The 21297-nt window shown below is 41.1% G+C and carries 21 protein-coding genes; 3 read left to right on the top strand and 18 right to left on the bottom strand.

Translation table 11 applies throughout. The features are described from left to right. The first annotated feature begins 94 nt into the window (after nucleotides 1-94). Nucleotides 95-1048: a zinc dependent phospholipase C family protein gene (locus ABJF57_RS01185; RefSeq protein ID WP_462235293.1), complete on the top strand. Its 954-nt coding sequence runs from the start codon at nucleotides 95-97 to the stop codon at nucleotides 1046-1048. Here ABJF57_RS01185 and ilvA read toward each other — a convergent pair whose 3' ends face one another. From ilvA to ABJF57_RS01140, 9 genes are all read right to left on the bottom strand, one after another. Further along, the gene (gene ilvA, locus ABJF57_RS01180; RefSeq protein WP_462235700.1) at nucleotides 1049-2311 is read right to left on the bottom strand and encodes a threonine ammonia-lyase IlvA; all 1263 of its coding nucleotides are present in this window, start codon (nucleotides 2309-2311) and stop codon (nucleotides 1049-1051) included. It abuts the gene before it with no gap. Beyond that, nucleotides 2311-3357, bottom strand: coding sequence for a ketol-acid reductoisomerase (ilvC, locus tag ABJF57_RS01175; RefSeq protein ID WP_462235294.1), 1047 nt, complete (start codon nucleotides 3355-3357; stop codon nucleotides 2311-2313). The genes ilvA and ilvC overlap by 1 nt, the downstream gene beginning before the upstream one ends. Before the next feature lie 18 nt (nucleotides 3358-3375). Continuing rightward, nucleotides 3376-3933, bottom strand: a complete 558-nt coding sequence (gene ilvN / locus ABJF57_RS01170) for an acetolactate synthase small subunit (protein ID WP_462235296.1) — start codon at nucleotides 3931-3933, stop codon at nucleotides 3376-3378. Next, nucleotides 3933-5660, bottom strand: coding sequence for a biosynthetic-type acetolactate synthase large subunit (gene ilvB, locus ABJF57_RS01165; RefSeq protein ID WP_462235298.1), 1728 nt, complete (start codon nucleotides 5658-5660; stop codon nucleotides 3933-3935). Before ilvB ends, ilvN begins: the two co-directional genes overlap by 1 nt. Before the next feature lies 1 nt (nucleotide 5661). Next, entirely contained in the window at nucleotides 5662-7338 is a 1677-nt protein-coding gene (ilvD, locus tag ABJF57_RS01160; protein ID WP_462235300.1) for a dihydroxy-acid dehydratase, read from the bottom strand. A 156-nt stretch (nucleotides 7339-7494) separates the two neighbouring features. Beyond that, the gene (leuB, locus tag ABJF57_RS01155; RefSeq protein ID WP_462235302.1) at nucleotides 7495-8613 is read right to left on the bottom strand and encodes a 3-isopropylmalate dehydrogenase; all 1119 of its coding nucleotides are present in this window, start codon (nucleotides 8611-8613) and stop codon (nucleotides 7495-7497) included. A gap of 5 nt (nucleotides 8614-8618) precedes the next feature. After that, the gene (leuD, locus tag ABJF57_RS01150; RefSeq protein ID WP_462235304.1) at nucleotides 8619-9206 is read right to left on the bottom strand and encodes a 3-isopropylmalate dehydratase small subunit; all 588 of its coding nucleotides are present in this window, start codon (nucleotides 9204-9206) and stop codon (nucleotides 8619-8621) included. Then, nucleotides 9196-10569: a 3-isopropylmalate dehydratase large subunit gene (leuC, locus tag ABJF57_RS01145; protein WP_462235702.1), complete on the bottom strand. Its 1374-nt coding sequence runs from the start codon at nucleotides 10567-10569 to the stop codon at nucleotides 9196-9198. Before leuC ends, leuD begins: the two co-directional genes overlap by 11 nt. Next, nucleotides 10566-11720, bottom strand: a complete 1155-nt coding sequence (locus ABJF57_RS01140; protein WP_462235306.1) for a 2-isopropylmalate synthase — start codon at nucleotides 11718-11720, stop codon at nucleotides 10566-10568. Before ABJF57_RS01140 ends, leuC begins: the two co-directional genes overlap by 4 nt. Before the next feature lie 152 nt (nucleotides 11721-11872). Between ABJF57_RS01140 and ABJF57_RS01135 the strand changes: the two genes are divergently transcribed. Further along, a complete protein-coding gene (locus tag ABJF57_RS01135) occupies nucleotides 11873-13414 on the top strand; it encodes a hypothetical protein (protein WP_462235307.1) in 1542 nt (513 codons plus the stop codon). A 347-nt stretch (nucleotides 13415-13761) separates the two neighbouring features. On the opposite strand, the gene tsf is transcribed toward ABJF57_RS01135, so the two are convergent. From tsf to ABJF57_RS01095, 8 genes are all read right to left on the bottom strand, one after another. After that, nucleotides 13762-14592, bottom strand: a complete 831-nt coding sequence (tsf, locus tag ABJF57_RS01130; protein WP_462235309.1) for a translation elongation factor Ts — start codon at nucleotides 14590-14592, stop codon at nucleotides 13762-13764. Nucleotides 14593-14684: 92 nt separating this feature from the next. Continuing rightward, a complete protein-coding gene (gene rpsB / locus ABJF57_RS01125) occupies nucleotides 14685-15452 on the bottom strand; it encodes a 30S ribosomal protein S2 (protein ID WP_462235310.1) in 768 nt (255 codons plus the stop codon). 7 nt (nucleotides 15453-15459) lie between these two features. Then, nucleotides 15460-15846, bottom strand: coding sequence for a 30S ribosomal protein S9 (gene rpsI / locus ABJF57_RS01120; protein WP_462235311.1), 387 nt, complete (start codon nucleotides 15844-15846; stop codon nucleotides 15460-15462). Nucleotides 15847-15852: 6 nt separating this feature from the next. Next, nucleotides 15853-16296 (bottom strand): 50S ribosomal protein L13, encoded by a 444-nt coding sequence (gene rplM, locus ABJF57_RS01115; RefSeq protein ID WP_462235313.1) that lies wholly within the window; start codon nucleotides 16294-16296, stop codon nucleotides 15853-15855. Between the two features lie 91 nt (nucleotides 16297-16387). Then, nucleotides 16388-17110 (bottom strand): RluA family pseudouridine synthase, encoded by a 723-nt coding sequence (locus ABJF57_RS01110; RefSeq protein WP_462235315.1) that lies wholly within the window; start codon nucleotides 17108-17110, stop codon nucleotides 16388-16390. Then, complete coding sequence (locus tag ABJF57_RS01105; protein WP_462235316.1) at nucleotides 17103-18182, bottom strand: sensor histidine kinase; 1080 nt, start codon at nucleotides 18180-18182, stop codon at nucleotides 17103-17105. Before ABJF57_RS01105 ends, ABJF57_RS01110 begins: the two co-directional genes overlap by 8 nt. 17 nt (nucleotides 18183-18199) lie before the next feature. Further along, a complete protein-coding gene (locus ABJF57_RS01100) occupies nucleotides 18200-18886 on the bottom strand; it encodes a response regulator transcription factor (protein ID WP_462235318.1) in 687 nt (228 codons plus the stop codon). Nucleotides 18887-19068: 182 nt separating this feature from the next. Then, nucleotides 19069-20085, bottom strand: coding sequence for an aminopeptidase (locus tag ABJF57_RS01095; RefSeq protein WP_462235319.1), 1017 nt, complete (start codon nucleotides 20083-20085; stop codon nucleotides 19069-19071). Nucleotides 20086-20157: 72 nt separating this feature from the next. Between ABJF57_RS01095 and ABJF57_RS01090 the strand changes: the two genes are divergently transcribed. Further along, entirely contained in the window at nucleotides 20158-20565 is a 408-nt protein-coding gene (locus ABJF57_RS01090; RefSeq protein ID WP_462235321.1) for a hypothetical protein, read from the top strand. A gap of 60 nt (nucleotides 20566-20625) precedes the next feature. Here ABJF57_RS01090 and ABJF57_RS01085 read toward each other — a convergent pair whose 3' ends face one another. Then, the gene (locus tag ABJF57_RS01085) at nucleotides 20626-21246 is read right to left on the bottom strand and encodes a SiaB family protein kinase (RefSeq protein WP_462235323.1); all 621 of its coding nucleotides are present in this window, start codon (nucleotides 21244-21246) and stop codon (nucleotides 20626-20628) included. Nucleotides 21247-21297: the final 51 nt, after the last annotated feature.

Raw genomic sequence — 21297 nt, 5'->3', positions numbered from 1 at the left:
CTGACAGGAGGCCGGTTGTACCTATAAAACTATTAAATGCTGGATACTTTAATCCATTGATCCAGTAACTTGTAGAAGTTAAATCTTAACACCTATGCGTTTTCTTATTCTATGTTTGATATTGATCAGTCCGGTTTTATCCCAAAGCTGGGGGTTCTTCGCGCATCAGAAGATCAATAGACTGGCGGTTTTTACGCTACCACCTGAGATGATGGTGTTTTACAAGCAGAATATCCAATACATCACTGAGAATGCCATAAAGCCGGATATGAGAAGGTATGCGGTAAAAGCTGAGGCGGCAAGACACTACATAGATGTTGATATTTATGGTGATTCGGCAGTGTATAAAATGCCTCGCTATTGGAAAGATGCTGTAGAGAAATATACGGAAGATACTTTGCAGGCTTATGGTATTGTGCCTTATCACATCAATCGCATGTCTTTTTGGTTGATCAAGGCATTTCAAGACAAGAATGCAGAGCAGATATTACGCCTTTCATCCGATATGGGGCATTACATCGCGGATGCAAATGTTCCGCTGCATACCACAGAAAATTACAACGGGCAGCTGTCTGGTCAATATGGTATTCATGGGTTTTGGGAGTCGCGGCTACCTGAACTTTTCTCAGATAATTATGACCTCTTAAGTGGAAAAGCTGAATACGTTGAAAACCTTCAGCTGTACGCCTGGAGTGCCGTTGTAAATGCACACGCAGCGCTTGATTCTGTATTGCTATTCGAAAAGCAAATAACCAAGAAGTACCCTGAGTCAAAAAAATATGGATACGAGGAACGTGGAAATTCTACGATTAGAACCTATACTTATGATTTTTCAAGCGACTATCATCGCAAGCTCAATGGGATGGTTGAGCGACGTATGCGTGCTTCTGTAAAGATGATCGGTGACTTTTGGTTTAGCTGCTGGGTAAAAGCAGGCCAGCCCGATCTTGGTGAATTACTGATTGATGCCGAAATTCAAGACTCGACTTTTGTCGTAGACACGAAGGTGAAAGTCCGAAATCACGAGTCAGGGATTGGAAATAACTGATCAAACAATCAAATTCAGTAAGTCAGGTTGATCATTGAGATACTCTCCAAAAAAACTCCTCCGCTTCATTCGCTCGACTAATGGAGAAAGGTCTTTTCTGTTTTTTATCTCAATACCAACGACAGCAGCTCCTGTTTCTCTTGAATTCTTTTTGGTATACTCGAAATAGGTGATGTCATCGGTGGGTCCGAGAATTTCAACCACAAATTCTTTCAGTGCGCCCGCGCGCTGAGGAAATCGAACAACAAAGTAATGTTTCAACTCTTTGTACAGAAGAGCTCTTTCTTTGATCTCTTCCATTCGCGTGATGTCATTATTACTACCACTAATCAGGCATACGACATTCTTTCCCTTAATTTCATGAGAAAGTTGATCCAATGCTGATAGTGTAAGCGCACCCGCAGGCTCTACTACTATTGCATCTCTGTTGTATAATTCCAGCATTGTTTCACAGATTTTGCCTTCATGCACGGTGAGCATTTCATCAATCACCTCCTTGCAAATTTCAAATGTCAGATTTCCTACCTGTTGTACAGCTGCTCCATCTACAAACTTTTCGATGTGATCCAAGGCTGTATTTTCACCGCGCTCAATGGAAGTTTTCATTGATGGGGCTCCCAATGGCTCTACGCCAATAATTTTTGTGGCTGGGGATAACGTTTTAATGACCGTACCCACGCCAGCTGCTAATCCTCCACCGCCTACAGGAAGTATCAAATAGTCAATTGGCTCCCTCGACTGCTCCATCAATTCCAGGCCAATGGTGCCCTGGCCTTCAATTACTTTTTCATCATCAAATGGGTGAATAAATGTCGAATTCTTTGACTGACAAAAGAGGAGCGCACACTCTTTGGATTGATCAAAGGTGTCGCCCTCAAGTTGGATTTCAACAAACTCTTTTCCAAACATTCGTACTTGCTGCACCTTTTGCATAGGAGTGGTAGAAGGCATAAATATGACTCCCTTTATCCCAAGTTTTTGACAGGATAACGCAACTCCCTGTGCATGGTTTCCAGCACTTGCACAGACCACTCCATTGGTTACTTCTTTTGATGACAAAGAGCGCATTTTGTTATATGCGCCTCTAATCTTGTAAGACCTTACAGGTTGTAAATCCTCACGCTTCAGTAAAATGTTAGCCTCGTACTTTTCCGAGTAGTTGAGGTTGGGTAACAAAGGGCTAAGGCTGGCTACTTCTTTAACATAGCCAGCCGCCCTTTGTATACTACTCAGAGGAATATTTTGATTGAGTGTGTTCACAATTATTTATTCTCGGGCCTGAGCTTGCGTACTGCAGCTCCAGCCATCCACATTTCTGATTCGCTCAGTTCTTTCAACTCTTTCTCCAGTCCTGTTCGATAATCAGTTTTTTCATTTGCTTGGATGGTGATTCTCGCTTCATTGGCACTGGAAACACTTTCATATAAGTCATCAAAAACAGGATATACCGCATCACGAAACTTTTTCCACCAATCAAGCGCACCTCTTTGGGCGGTGGTGGAGCAATTGGCATACATCCAGTCCATGCCATTCTCTGCGATCAAAGGATAAAGAGATTGTGTCGCTTCTTCTACAGTTTCATTGAAAGCCTCAGACGGGGAATGTCCCTTTTTTCTTAACAGGTCATATTGAGCGGCAAACAATCCCTGGATAGCTCCCATGAGGCTACCTCTTTCTCCAGTCAAGTCGCTGTAAACCTCTCGTTTGAAATCGGTCTCAAACAAGTATCCGGATCCAACCCCAATCCCTAATGCGATTACTCGATCTCTGGCTTTTCCTGTAGCATCTTGGTGGATAGCAAATGAAGAGTTTAACCCCTTCCCAGCTACGAAAAGCCTTCTGAGAGAAGTCCCCGATCCTTTCGGAGCTACTAGGATAACATCTACATCCTCAGGAGGGATAATACCTGTCTGATCTTTATAGGTGATACCAAACCCGTGCGAGAAGTAAAGTGCTTTTCCCGGTGTCAGGTGTTTTTTCACGGTCTCCCATTGCGCGATTTGTCCAGCATCTGAGAGTAAGTATTGAAGTATGCTGCCTTTTTCACACGCTTCTTCAATCTCAAAAAGATCTACACCTTCCTGGAAACCATCACGTTTCGCTTTTTCCCACGACTGGCCTCCTTTGCGTTGGCCGATGATGACATTGAAGCCATTGTCTTTAAGGTTGAGTGCTTGACCTGGACCCTGCACGCCGTAACCAATGATAGCGATGGTTTCATCTTTCAATACTTCTCTTGCTTTTTCTAAAGGAAATTCTTCCCGGGTGACCACTTCTTCTAAAGTCCCACCAAAATCAATTTTTGCCATTTCTGTGTTTGTTCGTTTTTAAAATTCTTTGATACTTAAAGTGTTTGATTGTGAGGTTTCCAACTCTCGAATGAAAGCCTCTGTGCGTCTGTTAGACTTAGAAATCGCCACCCTTCCAGAGCGCGCAAATTCTAAAATATCGTAAGGCCCAAGTGCTTCATACAATTCATGAGTCTCTTGCTTGGTGCCAGTCTTTTCGATCACGATTTGATTATCTTCAATCGCCATTATTTTAGCTCCATGATGCCTGATGAGCTTCTCCAGAAGTCCGTTTCTCTGAAATACTTCAAGTGAGAGCTTGTAAAGCGCTATTTCTTGATAGTAGATTTCATTTTCATCATACAGAAAAGATCCAAGTACATCAACAAGCTTTCGAATCTGCTTCACAACCTTTTCTAAGTCTTGTTTGGTTGCAGTAGCTACAATCGAGTAGCGACTCACACCGTCTACCTCGGTGGTAGAGACATTGAGGCTGTTGATGTTGATCTTTCTTCGGCTCATAATAATTGTGAGCTTATTTAAAAGACCAGGTTTGTCCTCTGTAAGGACTGATATTGTATATTCTTTCTCCTCCATCACTCAAGTCTTATTTTGGAAACACAGCTTCCGGATGGCACCATAGGAAATACATTTTCTTCTTTTTCTACCACAACCTCAAGAAGGCTTGATCCATTGCCATTAAGCCATTGGTCCAAGGCAGCCTCTAAATCTGCTCTTGCCTCCACTCGTTGTGCAGGAATGCGATATCCTTCTGCTATTTTGATAAAGTCAGGATTGTCCAGCTCAGTAAATGAATATCTCTTGTCAAAAAAGAGTTGTTGCCACTGCCTTACCATGCCAAGGAAGTTGTTATTTAAGATTAAAATTTTGACTCCTATTTGATATTGCATGATCACACCCAGCTCTTGAATGGTCATTTGGAATCCGCCATCTCCAATGATGGCGATCACTTCACGATTGGGTTCACCAAGCTTTGCTCCGATAGCTGCAGGTAGGCCAAACCCCATTGTTCCCAATCCTCCAGAGGTGATATGACTCTTTATTTGATCAAACTGATAGTACCTTCCAGCCATCATCTGATGTTGCCCCACATCAGTCACAATCACAGACTTGCCTTGTGTTTTATCTGATAGCTTACGAACGACCTCTGCCATAGTCATCAGTTCAGTGTTTGGCTGAATGGATTTTTTAATGGCTTTTTCCATTTCTATTTCAGCGCATGCATGAAATTCCTGAAGCCATTCGCTGTGACTATTTTCATTCACTAGCTGCAGCAAGGCTTTGAGTGCTTGTTTGGCATCCCCATTGATAGCTACCTCTGTCTGAATATTCTTGTTGATTTCGGCAGGATCCAATTCAATGTGTATCACCTTGGCTTGTTTGGCATAAGTAGCTACATCGCCCGTAACTCTATCGTCAAATCGCATACCAATGGCAATGAAGACATCACATTCATTGGTTTTCACATTAGGGCCGTAATTTCCATGCATGCCCGTATAGCCAACGTATAGCGGATGCTTGGTCGAAAAGGAAGAGAGTCCGAGTAGGGTAGAAGCAGTCGGGATTCCGGTTTTTTCTATGAATGCTTCAAGCTCCTTTTCCGCACCAGATAGAGCAACTCCCTGACCAAAAAGCAAGTAGGGTTTTTTTGCTTGATTTATTAGCTCAGCGGCCATCCGCAGTGGTTTTTCTTTAAGCTCTGGATAAGGTTGATAGCTCCGAATTCTTTCGCAAGGCTCATAAGCAAAATCGAACGATTGCTGCTGTGCATCTTTGGTGATGTCTATAAGAACCGGTCCTGGACGACCAGATTGAGCAATGTAGAAAGCTTTTGCCAACGCCATCGGGATTTCCTCAGGCCTTGTTACCTGAAAGTTCCACTTGGTTACGGGCATGGAAATACCAATGATGTCAGTCTCTTGAAATGCATCACTGCCTAGCAGATGACTTGTTACCTGACCCGTGATGCAAACAATAGGTGTGGAGTCAATCTGCGCATCAGTGATGCCTGTGATGAGATTTGTGGCGCCAGGCCCGGAGGTTGCAAAGCAAACCCCCACTTTTCCAGAGCACCTGGCAAAACCCTGAGCCGCATGGATGGCACCTTGCTCGTGTCTTGCTAGGATATGGCGGAGTTTATCTTCATAGTCGTACAAGGCATCATAGACAGGCATGATTGCTCCTCCTGGATAACCAAAAATAGTTTCAACTCCCTCACTGATTAAACATTTCAAAATGGCTTCAGAGCCAGTGAGTCTTTCAGTTTGTATCTTTTTTTCAGGATTTTTTACCAGTACTTCCATTTCAATTATCAGTTATGCATCCTTGGGATGCAGATGAAACCATTTTGGCGTATTTGTACAATGAGCCTCGTCTAACTTTTAGTGGAGGAGCTGTCCAATTTGCTTTTCGTTGGGCGAGTTCATGTGCATTTATTTCTAGCAGAATGCTGTTTTTTTCCGCATCTATTGTGATTAAATCTCCGGTTTTCACCAATGCAAGAGTTCCTCCCTCTTGAGCTTCTGGTGATATGTGTCCTACGACGAATCCATGTGTGCCTCCCGAAAATCTACCATCGGTAATGAGGGCTACTTCTTTGCCCAATCCTGCGCCCATGATTGCTGCAGTTGGCTTCAGCATTTCGGGCATTCCCGGCCCGCCTTTTGGACCTTCGTATCGAATGACAATTACATCGCCTTTTTCTATTTCTCCATTCTGTATGCCCTCATTCGCAGCATACTCTCCATCGTATACCTTAGCTTTTCCACTGAATTTCAAACCTTCTTTTCCGGTGATTTTGGCAACAGCTCCTTCTTCAGCGAGATTTCCGTAAAGAATTTGGATGTGTCCTGAGGGCTTTATGGGTTTGTCTGCTGGATGAATAATCTGCTGATGGGTAGTAAGGTCAGGTGCAGTCGATACATTTTCTTTAAGTGTTTTGCCTGTGACGGTCATGCAATCACCGTCGATCATGCCTAGTTTGATCAAGTATTTTAGGATGACAGGCATTCCGCCCATGTGATGAATGTCTTCCATCAAATGCTTACCGCTTGGCTTAAGGTCTGCGAGAAATGGGGTTTGATTGCTGATTCTTTGAAAATCAGCAAGACTGAAATCGACTCCTGCAGCATCAGCTATGGCAAGAAAATGCAATACTGCGTTGGTGGAACCACCGAGCACGGTGAGCAAAGTCACCGCATTTTCAATGGAGGTCTTTGTTACTATATCGGAAGGTTTTAAATCTTTCTCCAGAAGAGTCATGAGGCATTCTCCCGCCATTTTACTTTCAGCTACCTTTTCTTGGCCTATTGCCGGGTTGGAAGAATTATATGGTAAGGCCATGCCAAGCGCTTCTATTGCGGAGGCCATCGTGTTTGCCGTATACATACCTCCGCAAGCGCCTGCACCGGGACAAGCATTTTCTATTACTTGCTGATATTCGTCTTCTTCAATCTTTCCTGAGACTTTCTCTCCCCATGCTTCAAAAGCAGAAACTACATCCAGTTTCTTGTCATTGATGCAACCGGAGGCAATCGTTCCTCCATAAACTAAAATGGAAGGGCGATCCAGTCTTAGCATCGCCATGAGGGCGCCAGGCATGTTTTTATCGCATCCCACTACGGTGATAAGCCCATCGTAGCTCATACCTCTCATCACTGTTTCCATGGAATCAGCGATCAGATCGCGAGAGGGAAGAGAGTAGCGCATGCCAGGAGTGCCCATAGAAATGCCATCACTAACACCTATGGTATTGAAGATCAGGCCATTTCCTCCATATGCATTCACACCTTCCTTGACATGCAGCGCAAGATCATTCAAATGCATGTTGCATGGATTTCCTTCAAATCCAGTACTTCCAATACCAACCAATGGCTTCTTAAGATCTTCTTTAGACAAGCCAATCGCATGCAACATCGCTTGTGCTGCCGGTTGTGAGGGGTTTTGTGTTACTACTTTGCTGTATTTATTTAGTTCTTGCATAAAAGTATAAGCATAAAAAAACCCTTCTCTTAGTTGAGAAGGGTTCTGATTTTTTGATATATCAATACGCTTCTCAACTCATATCTGAATGATAATGACATTAATGAAGACAATATTGAATATAGTTTGTGCCATGTGGCTTGCGTTTATTTTGATTTAGATGATGCAATTTAATGAGATTTTTGTGGGATCACTCTTAATCTTCAATTCTCCTTCTTCTTCAATGAACCAAGCCACCACATCTCCAATTTTTGAACATGCGCTTGCTTCTTTTTTTCCGCTTAAATCCTGGGTGATGATATCATTATCCAACGCCCACTTCACACCATTTTTTATCATTTCGGCTTCCTGAAAAAGACCAAAGTGCTCGTACATCATGGCGACAGAAAGAATGGCAGCCATTGGATTTGCTATGTCCAAACCTTGAGCCTGTGGGTATGAACCATGAATAGGTTCAAACAGGGCTACCTTCTTTCCTACGGAAGCAGATGGTAACATTCCCAGCGATCCGGTGATTACGCTTGCTAAATCTGAAATGATATCCCCAAACATATTTTCAGTAAGGATGACATCAAACTGGCCGGGATTTAGTACAATTTGCATTGCCGCATTGTCTACAAACAGGTAGTCAACTTCAACATCAGGGTATTCCAAACTAATCTCCTGGACAACTCTTCTCCAAAGCCTCGAAGTTTCAAGCACGTTTGCTTTGTCAACAAGTGTGAGTTTTTTCCGTCTTGCAGAAGCTGCTTCGAAAGCCTGATATGCGATTCTCGTGATTTCTTTATCTGTATATTCGCAAAGGTCTGATGCGAGTGTTTTATCATCTGAAAGCTTCTTTTCTCCGAAATATATCCCTCCGGTAAGCTCTCGGTATATGACAAAATCCACACCCTTCAGTAAAGTGTTTTTTAAGGGAGATACATCGAAGAGAAGATCGTAAGTGCTTATTGGGCGGATGTTCGAGAACAACTCCAATGATTTTCTTAGTTTGAGCAATCCTTGTTCTGGCCTCACGGGAAGGTTGGGATTGTTGTCGTATTTCGGGTCTCCAATCGCTCCAAGAAATATGGCATCACTGGCAAGACATCCGTCCAAAGTCTCGTCTGTCAAAGGAGTTCCATGTTTATCAATACTTACGGCACCAAAATCTGCTTTCTTTAATTCGAATTCATGGTCAAACAATTGATTGATTGCGTCAATGATTTTTAGTCCCTGATCTACTACTTCAGGACCTATGCCGTCTCCAGGTAATATGGTTATTCTCTTCTTCATAGCCTTCAAATAGGAATGCTTCGTTGGGTTTCGTAGGCCTGTATTTCTGACCTTAGATTTAATAAGAATTCAGTTTCATCCATTCCTTGCATCAAGCATTGTTTTTTGAATGGATGAATATCAAAGTTTTCTTTCATGCCTAATACATCGCATGAAATCGTTTGACTTTTGAGATCAATGTCTATTACTAAGCCAGCAGTATCCAATGACTTTTGAATGAGCTGATCTACATGTGTTTTATCTAACTCGATTGGAAGAATGCCATTGTTATATGCATTTCCTTTAAAAATATCGGCAAACTGAGTTGATATGATAGCCTTAATACCGTAATCTGCCACAGCCCATGCAGCATGCTCCCGACTTGATCCGCAACCAAAATTGTTGCCAGCGATTAAAATTTCAGCCGAGGATCTTTCCGGCTGATTAAGTACAAAGTCGGGATTAGCATCTCCATTGGCTAAATATCTCCAGCTGTAGAAAAGGTTTTTCCCATAGCCCAATTTGTCTACTTGCTTCAGAAACTTGGCTGGAATAATCTGATCAGTATCGATATTATCGATCGGTAGCGGTATTGCTGTTGCGTTAATTTGCATCGAGGAATAAAGTTGGGTCTGTGATCTTTCCAGTTAATGCGGAAGCTGCTGCCGTAAGCGGACTTGCTAAGACTGTGCGTGCACCGTCCCCTTGCCTCCCTTCAAAGTTTCTGTTTGAGGTTGAAACGCAAAGCGAACCTGAAGGAATTTTATCATCATTCATGGCCAAGCAAGCTGAGCACCCAGGTTCACGAAACTCGAATCCACTGTCTCTAAAGATTTGATCGAGGTTTTCTTCAATAGCTTGGGCGCGTACCTTCATGGACCCAGGAACTACCCACGCATTTACGGTAGTCGCTTTTTTCTTACCTCTGATAAGGTTAGCGACAGCCCTTAGGTCTTCAATCCTTCCATTCGTGCAGCTACCGATAAATACATAGTCAACTTCCTGATCGGATACATTGTCATCCGAGTTGAATTGCATGTATTTAAGTGATTTTTCCGACAGGTGAGGAGCGGCCCCAATTCGTGCGTTTAACCTAATACCCGTATCGGGGGCCGTTCCTGTAGTCACCATCGGATATATATCTTCCGCGTTGTAGGTCACAGATTTATCAAATACTGCATCAGAATCTGTATTCAATGACTTCCACCACGCTATTTTTTCCTGGCTTATTTCTTTTCGTTTGGTGACGTAATCAATGGTGGTCTGGTCAATGCCGATAAGCCCGCCTCGTGCACCCATTTCTATGCTCATGTTGCATACAGTCATGCGTTCTTCCATCGACATGCTTTCAAAAACATCACCGCAGTATTCCACAAAATGCCCTGTTGCCCCCTCCGTTCCAAGTATTGAAATGATGTAGAGGATTACATCTTTGGAAGTAGCGCCAAATGGAAGCGTACCATTCACTTCTACCTTCATTGTTTTTGGCTTGCCTAGTACGAGACTTTGTGAAGCTAAAACCTGCTCTACCTGAGATGTACCTATTCCGAAAGCAATGGTTCCAAAAGCTCCGTGCGTTGACGTATGACTGTCGCCACACACGATGGTCATTCCTGGTTGTGTAATACCCAAATCTGGCCCGATGATGTGAACAATGCCTTGATTTTCATGGCCGATTCCAAAGAGTTCTATCCCAAACTCGTCACAGTTTGTCTTCAAAGAAGCTACCTGTGTTGCAGAAAGAGGATCTTTTATCGGCTGAGATTGATTTATGGTGGGTACGTTATGATCTGCGGTAGCGACACATCGATGAGGCATTAGCACATTTACCCCCCGATTTCTCAATCCATCAAATGCTTGTGGACTGGTCACTTCATGCAGATAGTGCTGATCAATGAAGAGTACATCTAATCCTTGAGAAATATTTTTGACGGCATGACTGCCCCATACTTTATCAAACAACGTCTTTCCCATCAGGCGTATACTTTTATGTTTTTGAAAATATCATGCAAGTGCGATGGCTCTATGCATCGGACATTATCAGCCACTTTAAGGAAATCTTTGTATGCTGCTTTCAAGGCATCCTGATCCAGTGTGTATCCAAGTTTTTTTGCATGGAAGTTAAGGGCTGCCTTTCCACTTCTAGCTGTCAGAATAATCTCTGACCCTGTTGCTCCAACTTCTTCAGGATCAATTATTTCATAAGTTTCTCGATTTTTTATCACTCCATCCTGATGAATTCCAGATGAATGAGCAAAAGCGTTCGAGCCTACTATTGCTTTATTTGGTTGAACGGGCATGTGCATCATTTCTGACACTGTAGCGCTCATTGGTATGATTTTCTTTGTATTGATGTTATGAGATACAGGGATTTGTGAGTGCTGATTGATAATCATCACCACCTCTTCCAATGAAGTATTGCCCGCGCGCTCTCCTATACCATTGATCGTACATTCCACTTGCCGAGCCCCAGCCAGCACACCTGCAATCGAATTAGCAGTAGCTAAGCCTAGATCATTGTGGCAATGAGTAGATAGTATTGCCTGGTCTATGTTTGGTACATTATTTACCAGGTAACTTATTTTTTCTCCGAATTGCTCAGGGAGGCAATATCCGGTTGTATCAGGGATATTAATAATTTTAGCTCCAGCTGCAATTGCAGCTTCCACTATCCGTGCAAGAAATTCATTACCTGTCCTCCCAGCATCTTCTGCGTAGAATTCTACTTCCGCAACCTTATTTCGTGCATATTTAACTGCATGCGTGGCACGTGCAAGGATTTCCTCCTGTGTTGATTTTAGTTTGAATTTGATGTGGGAGTCTGACGTGCCAATACCTGTATGTATTCTTCCATTCGCCGCATGTTTGAGTGCTTCGGCAGCCACATCAATATCTTCTTCAACAGCTCTGGTTAAACCACAGATTGTGGTATTCCTAATTTGCTCGGAAATCAACGATACAGACTTGAAATCTTCGGGGCTTGAAACCGGAAAACCTCCCTCAATTATATCTACTCCAAGGCTCTCCAGCCCGAATGCAATTTCAAGTTTTTCTTCACTTTTTAATTGACATCCTGGGACCTGTTCTCCATCTCTCAGTGTAGTATCAAATACAAAAAGTTTGTCCATATTCGTCAATCACATTTTTATTTGTGTCTTGACAAAGGTGAAGGGCAGATGTAAGAGCTCGAAATCAATATTTTTTTTTGTTCATCTGTTCAATTCCACCTTTTAAGCTTTAAGTATTTGATTATCAGTACATTAAAAATAATTAAAAACACTTGTCCAAACAGCTTTCATATCAACTTCATCACCTCATTAAGAGGTTAACTAAAGCGGAGAAGAGACACTTTAAGCTTTATGTCAAACGAAATAGTTCTGAGAAAGAACCCATAATTGTGAAAATGTTTGATGTTTTTGACAGGCAAAATGAGCTGGATGAAGAGAAAATAAATAGTTTTTTTTCGCAGTTAAAATCAAGTACTCTTTCCAATCATCGTGCACACCTATATGAGCAGCTTTTATCGAGCATTCGATTGTTAAATAATGATGATCCACGCATCCGGATAAAGGAGCTCATCAGTTATGCAGACGTGTTGCACAATAAAGGTTTGTATGAACAAAGTTTGACACAGCTTCTAAGGGCGAAGCAGCTTGCTAGTAAGAATCAGATGGATATCCTGAAGCTGGAAATTATTGAACTGGAAAAAAAGATTGAAACCAGATATGTCACAGGGAGTACCCCAGATCGTGCGCTTGAATTAACAAAGGAATCACAGGAACTTAGACGTCAATTTTATTTCAATGGATCATGGTCTGATTTGGCGCTTCAGTTATACGATTACTATTTGAAATTCGGTCCTGTAAAAGGAAAAGAGCAGCTAGATCAAGTGACTACTTTTTTCAATCGCAATGCACCGCAGCAGCACGAAAATGCTTTGGGGGCAGATACAATTTTTTATTGCCAGAGTCATGTCTGGTACTATCACATTATTCAGAACTTTCCACTGTGCTACAAGTACGCCAAGCTTTGGTGTGAGCTGTTTGATCAGAATAGTGTGATGATAGAGGAGGAGCCAGAGATGTATATAAGAGGGTATCATAATGTGCTTTCTTCACTATTCTTTTGTGATGATGTAATTCGGTTTCGTGAGGAATTAAATAAGCTGGAGGCTTTTGTGGATTCCAGGCAGTATTCCTTCAATGAAAATCAACGCATTCAAGCGTTTACTTATTTAGAGACGGGCAAGCTCAACCTTTATTTTTTAGAAGGAAAATTTACAGAAGGAGCCAAGTATTGTAGGGTTTTTGAGGAAAAGCTCCAGATATATGAATCAAGAATTGATATTCATAGAAAAATGGTTTTTCAGTATAAGATGGCGAGTTTGAAATTTGGAAGTGGTGATTTTCATGAATCGCTCAAGCACCTTAACATCATTGTAAATAATCCAATCACTACTTTAAAAGAAGACATTCAGTCGTATGCTCGTTTTCTAAGCTTAATTGTACACTATGAGCTTGGAAATGATGATTTAATTTATTTTCAGATTAAGTCGACCTATCGCTTCATGCTTAAGTTGAAAGACTTTCAGCAAGTGCATGCAGCGATATTTAAATTTTTACGAAAGTCGATTTATATGGATCGAAAATCACTGATACCTTATTTTAAGGAGTTGCATGAAGAATTGGTAAAAGTGATCAAAGACAAATTTGAAAGACGCCCCATGCTTTATCTTGATATTGTGTCATGGTTGGAAAGCAAAATCTACGACAAGCCGGTGGAGGAAGTCATCAGGAATAAAAAGGTTAGCAAAGGGGCATAAAAAAAGCCAAGGCATTAAATCCTCGGCTTTGTCAGGTCTTGCTGGTTGAAAAGACCCTTGATTTTATGACATAGCAAAGATGGCAAGGTAAGCAAGTGCTAATGACGCGATTCTTACCATTGTTCCGGTTTTAACAAATCTTCTAGTAAGGATTGCTGAATCGATATAGTTTGCTCGTTTTTCCATCTTTTTTATTGTAAAAATCAGAATATCCAGCATTTATTTGGTTTCGGAGATTCTCTTAGATGTTTGTAGTCATTATGCTTATATTTTTTTAAAAAAAAGAACATAAAAAAAGCCATTCATCTTATCAATGAATGGCTTAGTCTATTTTTTGGTCTGTGATTTTAACCGATAGAAACTCGCTTAAATTCTGCTACAGTCATCCCTTTTGAGACTGAATCAAGGTATTGAGAAATTGACTGAGAGCTGTCTTTAACGAAAGACTGACTGAGTAACGTGTTCTCCTTGTAGAATTTGTTAAGCTTACCCATTGCGATTTTCTCGATAATGTTTTCTGGTTTGCCTTCAGCACGTGCCTGATCTTTTCCAATCTCGATTTCTTTTTCAACAACAGCAGGATCCACCCCATCTTTATCTACAGCTACTGGGTTCATTGCTGCAATCTGCATAGCAACGTCTTTACCAGCATCTTCTACATCAGCTCCATTTGTATTGGATAGTGACACCATCACGCCAAGTTTTCCATTTGAGTGGATGTATGGTAAAACAGCTTCGCCAGTTACTACTTCGAAGGCTTTTACTTCCAACTTTTCACCAATCTTTCCTGTGAGTTCGATGATTTTATCTCCTACAGTAAGATCACCAAGGCTCATTCCATACAAAGCTTCAATGTTAGCAGGCTTCTCTGCAAATGCAAGCTCGGCGATTTGATTTCCTAGCTGCATGAATTCGTCATTTTTGGCAACAAAGTCAGTCTCACAAGTAAATGCAATCAATGCACCCTCTGTGTTAGAATCATTTGTTTTAGCAAAAACTACACCTTCAGAAGTTTCTCTGTCCGCTCTGGATGCAGATACTTTCTGGCCTTTCTTTCTCAAAAGCTCTACTGCTTTATCGAAATCGCCTTCTGCTTCGGTTAGCGCCTTTTTGCAATCCATCATGCCGGCACCAGTCATTTGCCTTAGTTTGTTTACGTCTTGTGCTGTTATAGCCATTTTAGTTCTTGATTTAATATTCTACAAACAAAAATTGAACACCGAAATACATCAATGTTCAATCTTATGTTAAGATTTTATGGTCTTTTGATTTATTCTGCTACTTCTGGCTTTTCGTCAGCTGCTTTTTTCGCTGCGTGCTCTTCAGCCTGAGATTGCTCTTCTTTATCCTTCTTACGCTCAGCCAATCCATCTTCTAGCGCCTTACCAATGAAGCTAGTGATTAACTTGATTGACTTGAATGCGTCATCATTTCCAGGAATTGGATAATCAATTTTAGAAGGGTCAGAGTTTGTGTCAACGATACCGAATACTGGTATGTTCAACTTCTGAGCTTCTGCAATAGCAATGTGCTCACGTTTGATATCTACTACGAATAAGGCAGCAGGAAGTCTGTTTAGGTCAGAAATACCGCCTAAAACTTTCTCTAACTTATCTTTCGCACGACTGATCATCAATCGCTCTCTCTTTGCTAAGTTTAGATATGCTTCTTCTTTCATCAACTTTTCCATACCAGACATCTTCTTCAATGACTTTCGGATAGTTGCAAAGTTGGTAAGCATACCACCTTGCCATCTTTCGGTTACGTATGGCATGTTTAGTCGCTGAGCTTCTTGCTCCACAACTTCTTTGGCTTGCTTTTTAGTAGCTACAAACATTACCTTTCTTCCTGACCTCACTACAGCTTTCATAGCTTCAGTAGCATCTTCAAGACACGTAAGTGTTTTGTGGAGGTCGATAATGTGGATGCCATTCTTCTCCATGAAAATGTATGGAGCCATCGCTGGATTCCATTTTCTGGTTAGGTGTCCGAAGTGCACACCTGCATCCAATAGATCTTTATGTTCTAATTTTTGCATCTCAATATTATCGTTTACTGAACTGGAATCTTCTTCTTGCTTTTCTTCGACCTGGCTTCTTGCGTTCCACCATTCTTGGATCTCTTGTTAAGAAACCTTCTGATTTAAGTGGGCCTCTAAACTCTGCGTCTACTTCCGTGAGCGCACGAGAAATTGCCAATCTTGTTGCTTCAGCTTGTCCAGCAGGTCCGCCGCCAGTTACATTCACACTAATGTCGAAATTTCCATCTTGCTCCACTTTTACTAGCGGTTGCTTTACGATGGTTTGAAGAATTTCGGATGGGAAGTAAACGTTAAGTTCTTTATCGTTTACGGTTATTACACCTTTCCCACTCGTAACGTAAATACGAGCTACTGAGGTCTTTCTCCTTCCTATGGTATTAATTCTGTCCATTCAGGTTTATAGTTTTACTTCTTTTGGTTTTTGAGCTGCATGTGGATGCTCAGCACCCTCATATACATGTAAATTTTTGAAGAGCTGTCTTCCCAACCTATTGATCGGAAGCATACCTCTTACTGCTTTTTCGATTAGAATAGTAGAAGACTTAGCTTTAATGCTGTTTGGCGTTTCAAAACGCTGACCACCAGGATGCCCCGTGTGTCTCACATATTGCTTGTCGGTCCACTTACTCCCTGTCAATCTGATTTTATCACAATTGATCACAATTACGTTATCACCACAATCCATGTGTGGTGTATATCCTGGCTTGTGTTTGCCACGTATCATTTTAGCAACCTCACTTGCCATTCTTCCAAGTACCTGAGAATCAGCGTCTACTATGACCCAATTCTTCTCTGCAGTTGCGCTGTTTAATGATACAGTTTTAAAGCTGTTAGTATCCAATTTTATATTGATTTTATAATGTCAAAATCTATCCCGTTGAAAAAGGGACACAAAAATAGAATTTTCATTTGAGAAATCAAACAGCAAGCTGCTAATTAAATTTCCTTAAGAGCTTGAGTAACACCGAGAAATCTTTTGGATACTCGGCTTCCCCTTCGATGACCTTCCCATCAAGGTCTTTAAAAGCTACCTGAGAGGAATGCAAAGCTACTCGATTTATCATGGGATTTTCTTCTTCCCACTTTTTATGATTGTAATTTCTTTTTAACTCCGAAAGAAATGATGGTTTCCCTCCATATCCAGGGTCATTTACCAATGGGGCTTCATGATGCGCAAGGTGAGCTCGAATTTGATGCATCCGTCCAGTTACTGGAAAACATTTTACAAGGGTGTGCTTTTTGAAATGCGCTAAGGTGCCTATCAGCGTAAATGATGGTTTGCCCGCTCTGAAGTCTACTCTCGACTTAGTAGATGTGGTAAGTAGTGGTTCATCTGCCTCAAAGTCTTCAAACTTATGCAGACCATGGATTACTGCATGATATATCTTCTTTACTTCACGATTTTCTAGCTGAATGGCAAAGTTTCTGTATGCGTCTGCATTTTTAGCGAAAACAACGATTCCTGAAGTTTCTTTATCAAGTCGATGGCAGATCTGGTACTCTTCATTTACTTCTTTGGCCAAACTTAATAGATTTTTGGAGTCGGCCCGATCATCAAGACTTGCGATGAATGGAGGCTTGTTTACTAATGTGTAGTTGTTGTTTTCAGAGATGATGAGATCTCCAAACGAAATATTTTTAATGTTTTTATGCATAATCTTCTTCCTCTTCCCACCCTTCTTCTACCTTATCGATATAGCTAGCCTTATTCAAGTCAAAGTAGAAAGTAGAGCCAACTCTAAATTCACTCTCTACAAAAATTTCAGAATCATGACTCTCAAGGATGTGTTTCACAATAGAAAGGCCTAAACCTGTACCACCTTTTTCACGAGATCGACTTTTATCGACTCGGTAAAATCGCTCGAAAATACGCGAAATATCGGATTCGGGAATGCCTCGACCATTGTCATTTACTGAAATTCTAATCTTACCATTTGAGACTTCATCAAACTTAATTTTAGCAAGCCCACCGTTTTTGGTGTATTTGATGGCGTTCGAAGTTAGGTTGAGCATGACCTGATAAATCCGGCGGTAATCGCCTCTGACGATGATTGGCTCCTTGTATTTCTTCGACATTTTTAACTCAACGCCCTTCTTTTCAGCTTTCCCATCAAGTTGTTCCAGAATCTCACGACACATGCTACGCATATCAAAGTTTTCGAAATGCATTTTGATTTCTCCAGACTCAATCTGAGAGATAGTGAGAATGTCTTGCACCAATAGATCGAGCGCATCTAAGCTTTTAGCTGCCTTTTTGAGGAATTTTTTTCTTACTTCCTTATCGTAGATTGCTCCGTCCAATAACGTATGAACGAATCCCTGGGCGGCAAAGATTGGAGTCTTTAGTTCGTGTGATACATCTGCAATAAATTCTCTTCTGAAATTTTCCCTCTCCTTTAATTCCTCAATTTCTTTTTCCTTGCTCTTGGCAAAAGAGGAAATTTCTCGATCGATTCGTTTCAAAGGGTTGACCGAAGAAGCTCGACCTCTAAGTGCAAGTTCACTGTCTTTTATTTTTTTAAGCGAGTCATAGATATTCTCTATTTGCCTAAAGAACAGAAACTCGAGGACAAGTCTGACAAGAATGTAAGAAGATGAAAAGGCAAGGAGGAACGCAATGACAATTGCAGTGGCTGTAATGTTGGGCACCAAGTATAAAAATGCCGTTGTGATTGCTGCAACACATAGTGCCAAAAGGAGTGCTATCGCCCGTGAATTAAACTGCATGAGGAGCTAATATTAATTTAATTAGCGTCAAACTTATATCCTACACCTTTTACGGTGGTAATATGATCGGTTCCTATCTTCTCACGAACTTTTCTGATATGTACGTCGACCGTTCGAGCGAGCACATAAACATCGGTACCCCAGATGTTTTGAAGAAGCTCGTCTCTGCTAAATACCTTGCCTGGATTTTGCGCTAAGAAGTAAAGCAGCTCAAATTCTTTTTTAGGGAGTGAAATCCTTTCTTCACCATTTTTTACTGTGTAACTGGTTCTGTCCACTACCAAATCACCAATGGTAATAGTATTGGACTCTTTTTTCTTTTTAGATTCTCTGCGAAACAGGGCATTGATGCGACTTACCAGGGCGCGTGGCTTAATGGGTTTTGTGATGTAATCATCAGCGCCCATGTCAAATGCGGCTACTTCAGAGTATTCTTCCGAACGTGCGGTTAGGAAAATAACAAAGGCATTCACCATCTCAGGAATTTCTCGGATTTGTCTACACGTCTCGACTCCATCTTGTTTCGGCATCATGATATCAAGAAGAATAAGATCCGGAAGAAATGATTTTGCTACTTCGACGCCCTTAATACCATCATTTGCGGTCTTTACATCATAACCTTCTTTGGTTAAATTGTACTTAAGCAATTCGAGAATATCTGCTTCGTCATCAACGACTAGAATTTTTTGATTTTGTTTAGCCATGCCCGGGTGGTTGTTTTGAATAACTTTCTCTTAAATCGTTCTTTACAATTTGATAAACTTCCTGCGATTTTATCTGCCGATAATCGCGTTTTTGTTGATCGGTATCAACGTTATTCAAAATTACTCAGAAATCAACTGTATGTTAAAAAGGTAACAATTTGGTAAAGCGAATGGAAGGAGGCCTAATTGTGAAATTCTTTCATTCCGCGAATGAATAGTGCAAGGTTGTTCTGGTATTCATTTTTCAATAGACTTTGCAATGAATCTTTCGCAGAGTAATATCTTAGATATGACATGAAGTAGGCATTATTGGGACGACCAGATCTGAAAATGTTTGAATACCGAGCATCGTGGAAGTGAAGTGTATCAATTGAACTTACGATCTCATCAATCATGATATGCTTTTGAATGGTCTTTATTGAATCGGGAAACTCAAGAATTGATGCATAGAGTGAATCTAACTTTAGCGTGGCACTTAACATTTGATTTCTGAAAGTGCGACTGTCTTCTTCGGCCAGCACATAGTCAAAATAGGGATAGGAGTTTTTACCATATTTCTCGTTAAGAAACATGATTGTTCCTTCTTCTCCAATGAAGGAGGCCAGGTTTTCATTAAACTCAATATTGTCTTTAACAAAAAGAGTGGAGTGTGTCAGCTCATGAATAATCAATTCCGCCAGGGCGCCCTCTTGTCGATCCAGCATATTGGAGAGAATAGGATCGGTGGTCCACCCAAGCGTAGACCATCCTCCGACAGAGCGAATACGGGCATCGTATCCAGCTAGCTTTAAATCCTGCATCTCTTCTTTTGCGTTTGCCAGATCAAAAAATCCTTTATATGGAAATGAACCCAGCAGTGGGAACGACCAAAGCTTGGGTTCAAGTGCAAATTGTTTAGAGGCGGAAAGATTCCACAATGCTACTTCTCCTTTTTGATCATAAAATGTGGTGTAGTTGTCGGATTGCTTTAAGCCCAACTCATTAAAAGCAAATTCCCGAGCCTCGTGAACCAGCTGTATTTTTTGTTTCAGACTATCAGCTATTAGGCTGTCTTCGAGTATTAACTCAACAGGACGCGTGTTGAATGTAATACTCAATTGACCTTTTGCCTGCTTCAATCCATAGATCATCACATCCCAATTAATGATAATCAGGACAAGAATAAGTGAAAGAATGAGCCAGGCTGCTTTTTTAATCATGCTACAACTTTATTTATAGTTTATCGTAAGATACCTTGTAATGCATAGTAATAAAATCAACCTTTTTCACTTATGGATTTGAAAGATCACGATAATAACCTCCGGATTATTGGTAAAATATTTATTGTCATTGGGCTCATTTTGGTGCCAATTTCTATTTCCACCTTCTTTTTTGCAGATATGGTTAGTCACAGCGAATTTTGGATGGATGTTAAAGATTTTGATATTCTGTTTTTAGAGATTCGTCCTCCGAGGGGTTTACTTTATGCACTTCCGGTTATTCAGACGGTGTCCTCATTGATTTTCCTGGTTTCTGGATATGGACTAGCCGCGATGAAAGACTGGGGAAAGAAGTTTGCGATCGTTCCTGCAGTAATTTTACTTTTCAAATTTCCGATTGGAACCGTACTTGGTGGATACATGATTTATGCTATCCATTACGTTCCTAAGGAAGAGGAGGTGGTAAACGGGGTTGAATAATAGTTAGAAGTCACTCCCTTTGGGAGTCTTTGGATTGGCTTATGCTGGCTATCTCGCCATCTAAGGCTTTGCCTCGACTTCTTTTGGCACACGCATAGTAAGAATAAAAAAACAGGATTTTTCGCTATCAGGCTCGAAGTAATATTCATATTGAGTTCCTGTTTTTTTTGCCATATCTATAAAGCCAAGCCCGGCACCACCGGTATCGCCAATTTCTGAAGTTTCCATAGCTTCCCTGTACATCTGCTTAATACCATCCGAGTCCAATGCATTGATCTTATCTAAGACATCACGAAGTGCCATTGCACTTTTCATGTCAATGTTATTACCCGTGGTAATGAAGTATTCTTTTTCATCATGCCCAATTAGAAATATGCCTTGTTTTACCAGGCCCTGTTCAAGAGAGTTTGACTCTTCTTCGGACTGACTATCTGCATGCTTGCAAATGTTTTGCAGCGACTCCATCATTACATGGTACACACGCTTAGTCACGCGTCGATTTTCGTGACGTGTATTCAAATCTTCTGAGATCATATCTGTGATACTCTCCACTGTTGATTGTGTCACATTGCCTAGATAAACGACATTGAGATTTGATTTGGTCATTGCTTTTTTAAAAGCGATGACCGTTTTCATGTGCCTGAGTTGCTGATAAACTTGTTCGTATCCTGAGTTTTCCATCTGTTTAGTTGGTTGAGATTGGAGGTGTACAATATAGCGAAGATATTTTAC

The organism is Ekhidna sp. (assembly GCF_039940915.1).
Taxonomy (GTDB): domain Bacteria; phylum Bacteroidota; class Bacteroidia; order Cytophagales; family Cyclobacteriaceae; genus Ekhidna.
The sequence above is the reverse complement of the archived record's forward strand: the minus strand, read 5'-3'. Positions and strand labels throughout refer to the sequence as shown.

Excerpts from the sequence above, each read along its gene's own strand:
- ABJF57_RS01085 (WP_462235323.1), bottom strand. The coding sequence starts at position 21,246 with ATGGAAAACTCAGGATACGAACAAGTTTATCAGCAACTCAGGCACATG.
- ABJF57_RS01095 (WP_462235319.1), bottom strand. The coding sequence starts at position 20,085 with ATGATTAAAAAAGCAGCCTGGCTCATTCTTTCACTTATTCTTGTCCTG.
- ABJF57_RS01090 (WP_462235321.1), top strand. The coding sequence starts at position 20,158 with ATGGATTTGAAAGATCACGATAATAACCTCCGGATTATTGGTAAAATA.
- ABJF57_RS01110 (WP_462235315.1), bottom strand. The coding sequence starts at position 17,110 with ATGCATAAAAACATTAAAAATATTTCGTTTGGAGATCTCATCATCTCT.
- ABJF57_RS01105 (WP_462235316.1), bottom strand. The coding sequence starts at position 18,182 with ATGCAGTTTAATTCACGGGCGATAGCACTCCTTTTGGCACTATGTGTT.
- rpsI (WP_462235311.1), bottom strand. The coding sequence starts at position 15,846 with ATGGACAGAATTAATACCATAGGAAGGAGAAAGACCTCAGTAGCTCGT.
- tsf (WP_462235309.1), bottom strand. The coding sequence starts at position 14,592 with ATGGCTATAACAGCACAAGACGTAAACAAACTAAGGCAAATGACTGGT.
- ilvB (WP_462235298.1), bottom strand. The coding sequence starts at position 5,660 with ATGGAAGTACTGGTAAAAAATCCTGAAAAAAAGATACAAACTGAAAGA.
- ABJF57_RS01185 (WP_462235293.1), top strand. The coding sequence starts at position 95 with ATGCGTTTTCTTATTCTATGTTTGATATTGATCAGTCCGGTTTTATCC.
- leuD (WP_462235304.1), bottom strand. The coding sequence starts at position 9,206 with ATGCAAATTAACGCAACAGCAATACCGCTACCGATCGATAATATCGAT.
- ilvD (WP_462235300.1), bottom strand. The coding sequence starts at position 7,338 with ATGCAAGAACTAAATAAATACAGCAAAGTAGTAACACAAAACCCCTCA.
- ABJF57_RS01100 (WP_462235318.1), bottom strand. The coding sequence starts at position 18,886 with ATGGCTAAACAAAATCAAAAAATTCTAGTCGTTGATGACGAAGCAGAT.
- ABJF57_RS01140 (WP_462235306.1), bottom strand. The coding sequence starts at position 11,720 with ATGGACAAACTTTTTGTATTTGATACTACACTGAGAGATGGAGAACAG.
- ilvN (WP_462235296.1), bottom strand. The coding sequence starts at position 3,933 with ATGGAGGAGAAAGAATATACAATATCAGTCCTTACAGAGGACAAACCT.
- ilvC (WP_462235294.1), bottom strand. The coding sequence starts at position 3,357 with ATGGCAAAAATTGATTTTGGTGGGACTTTAGAAGAAGTGGTCACCCGG.
- leuB (WP_462235302.1), bottom strand. The coding sequence starts at position 8,613 with ATGAAGAAGAGAATAACCATATTACCTGGAGACGGCATAGGTCCTGAA.
- rpsB (WP_462235310.1), bottom strand. The coding sequence starts at position 15,452 with ATGCAAAAATTAGAACATAAAGATCTATTGGATGCAGGTGTGCACTTC.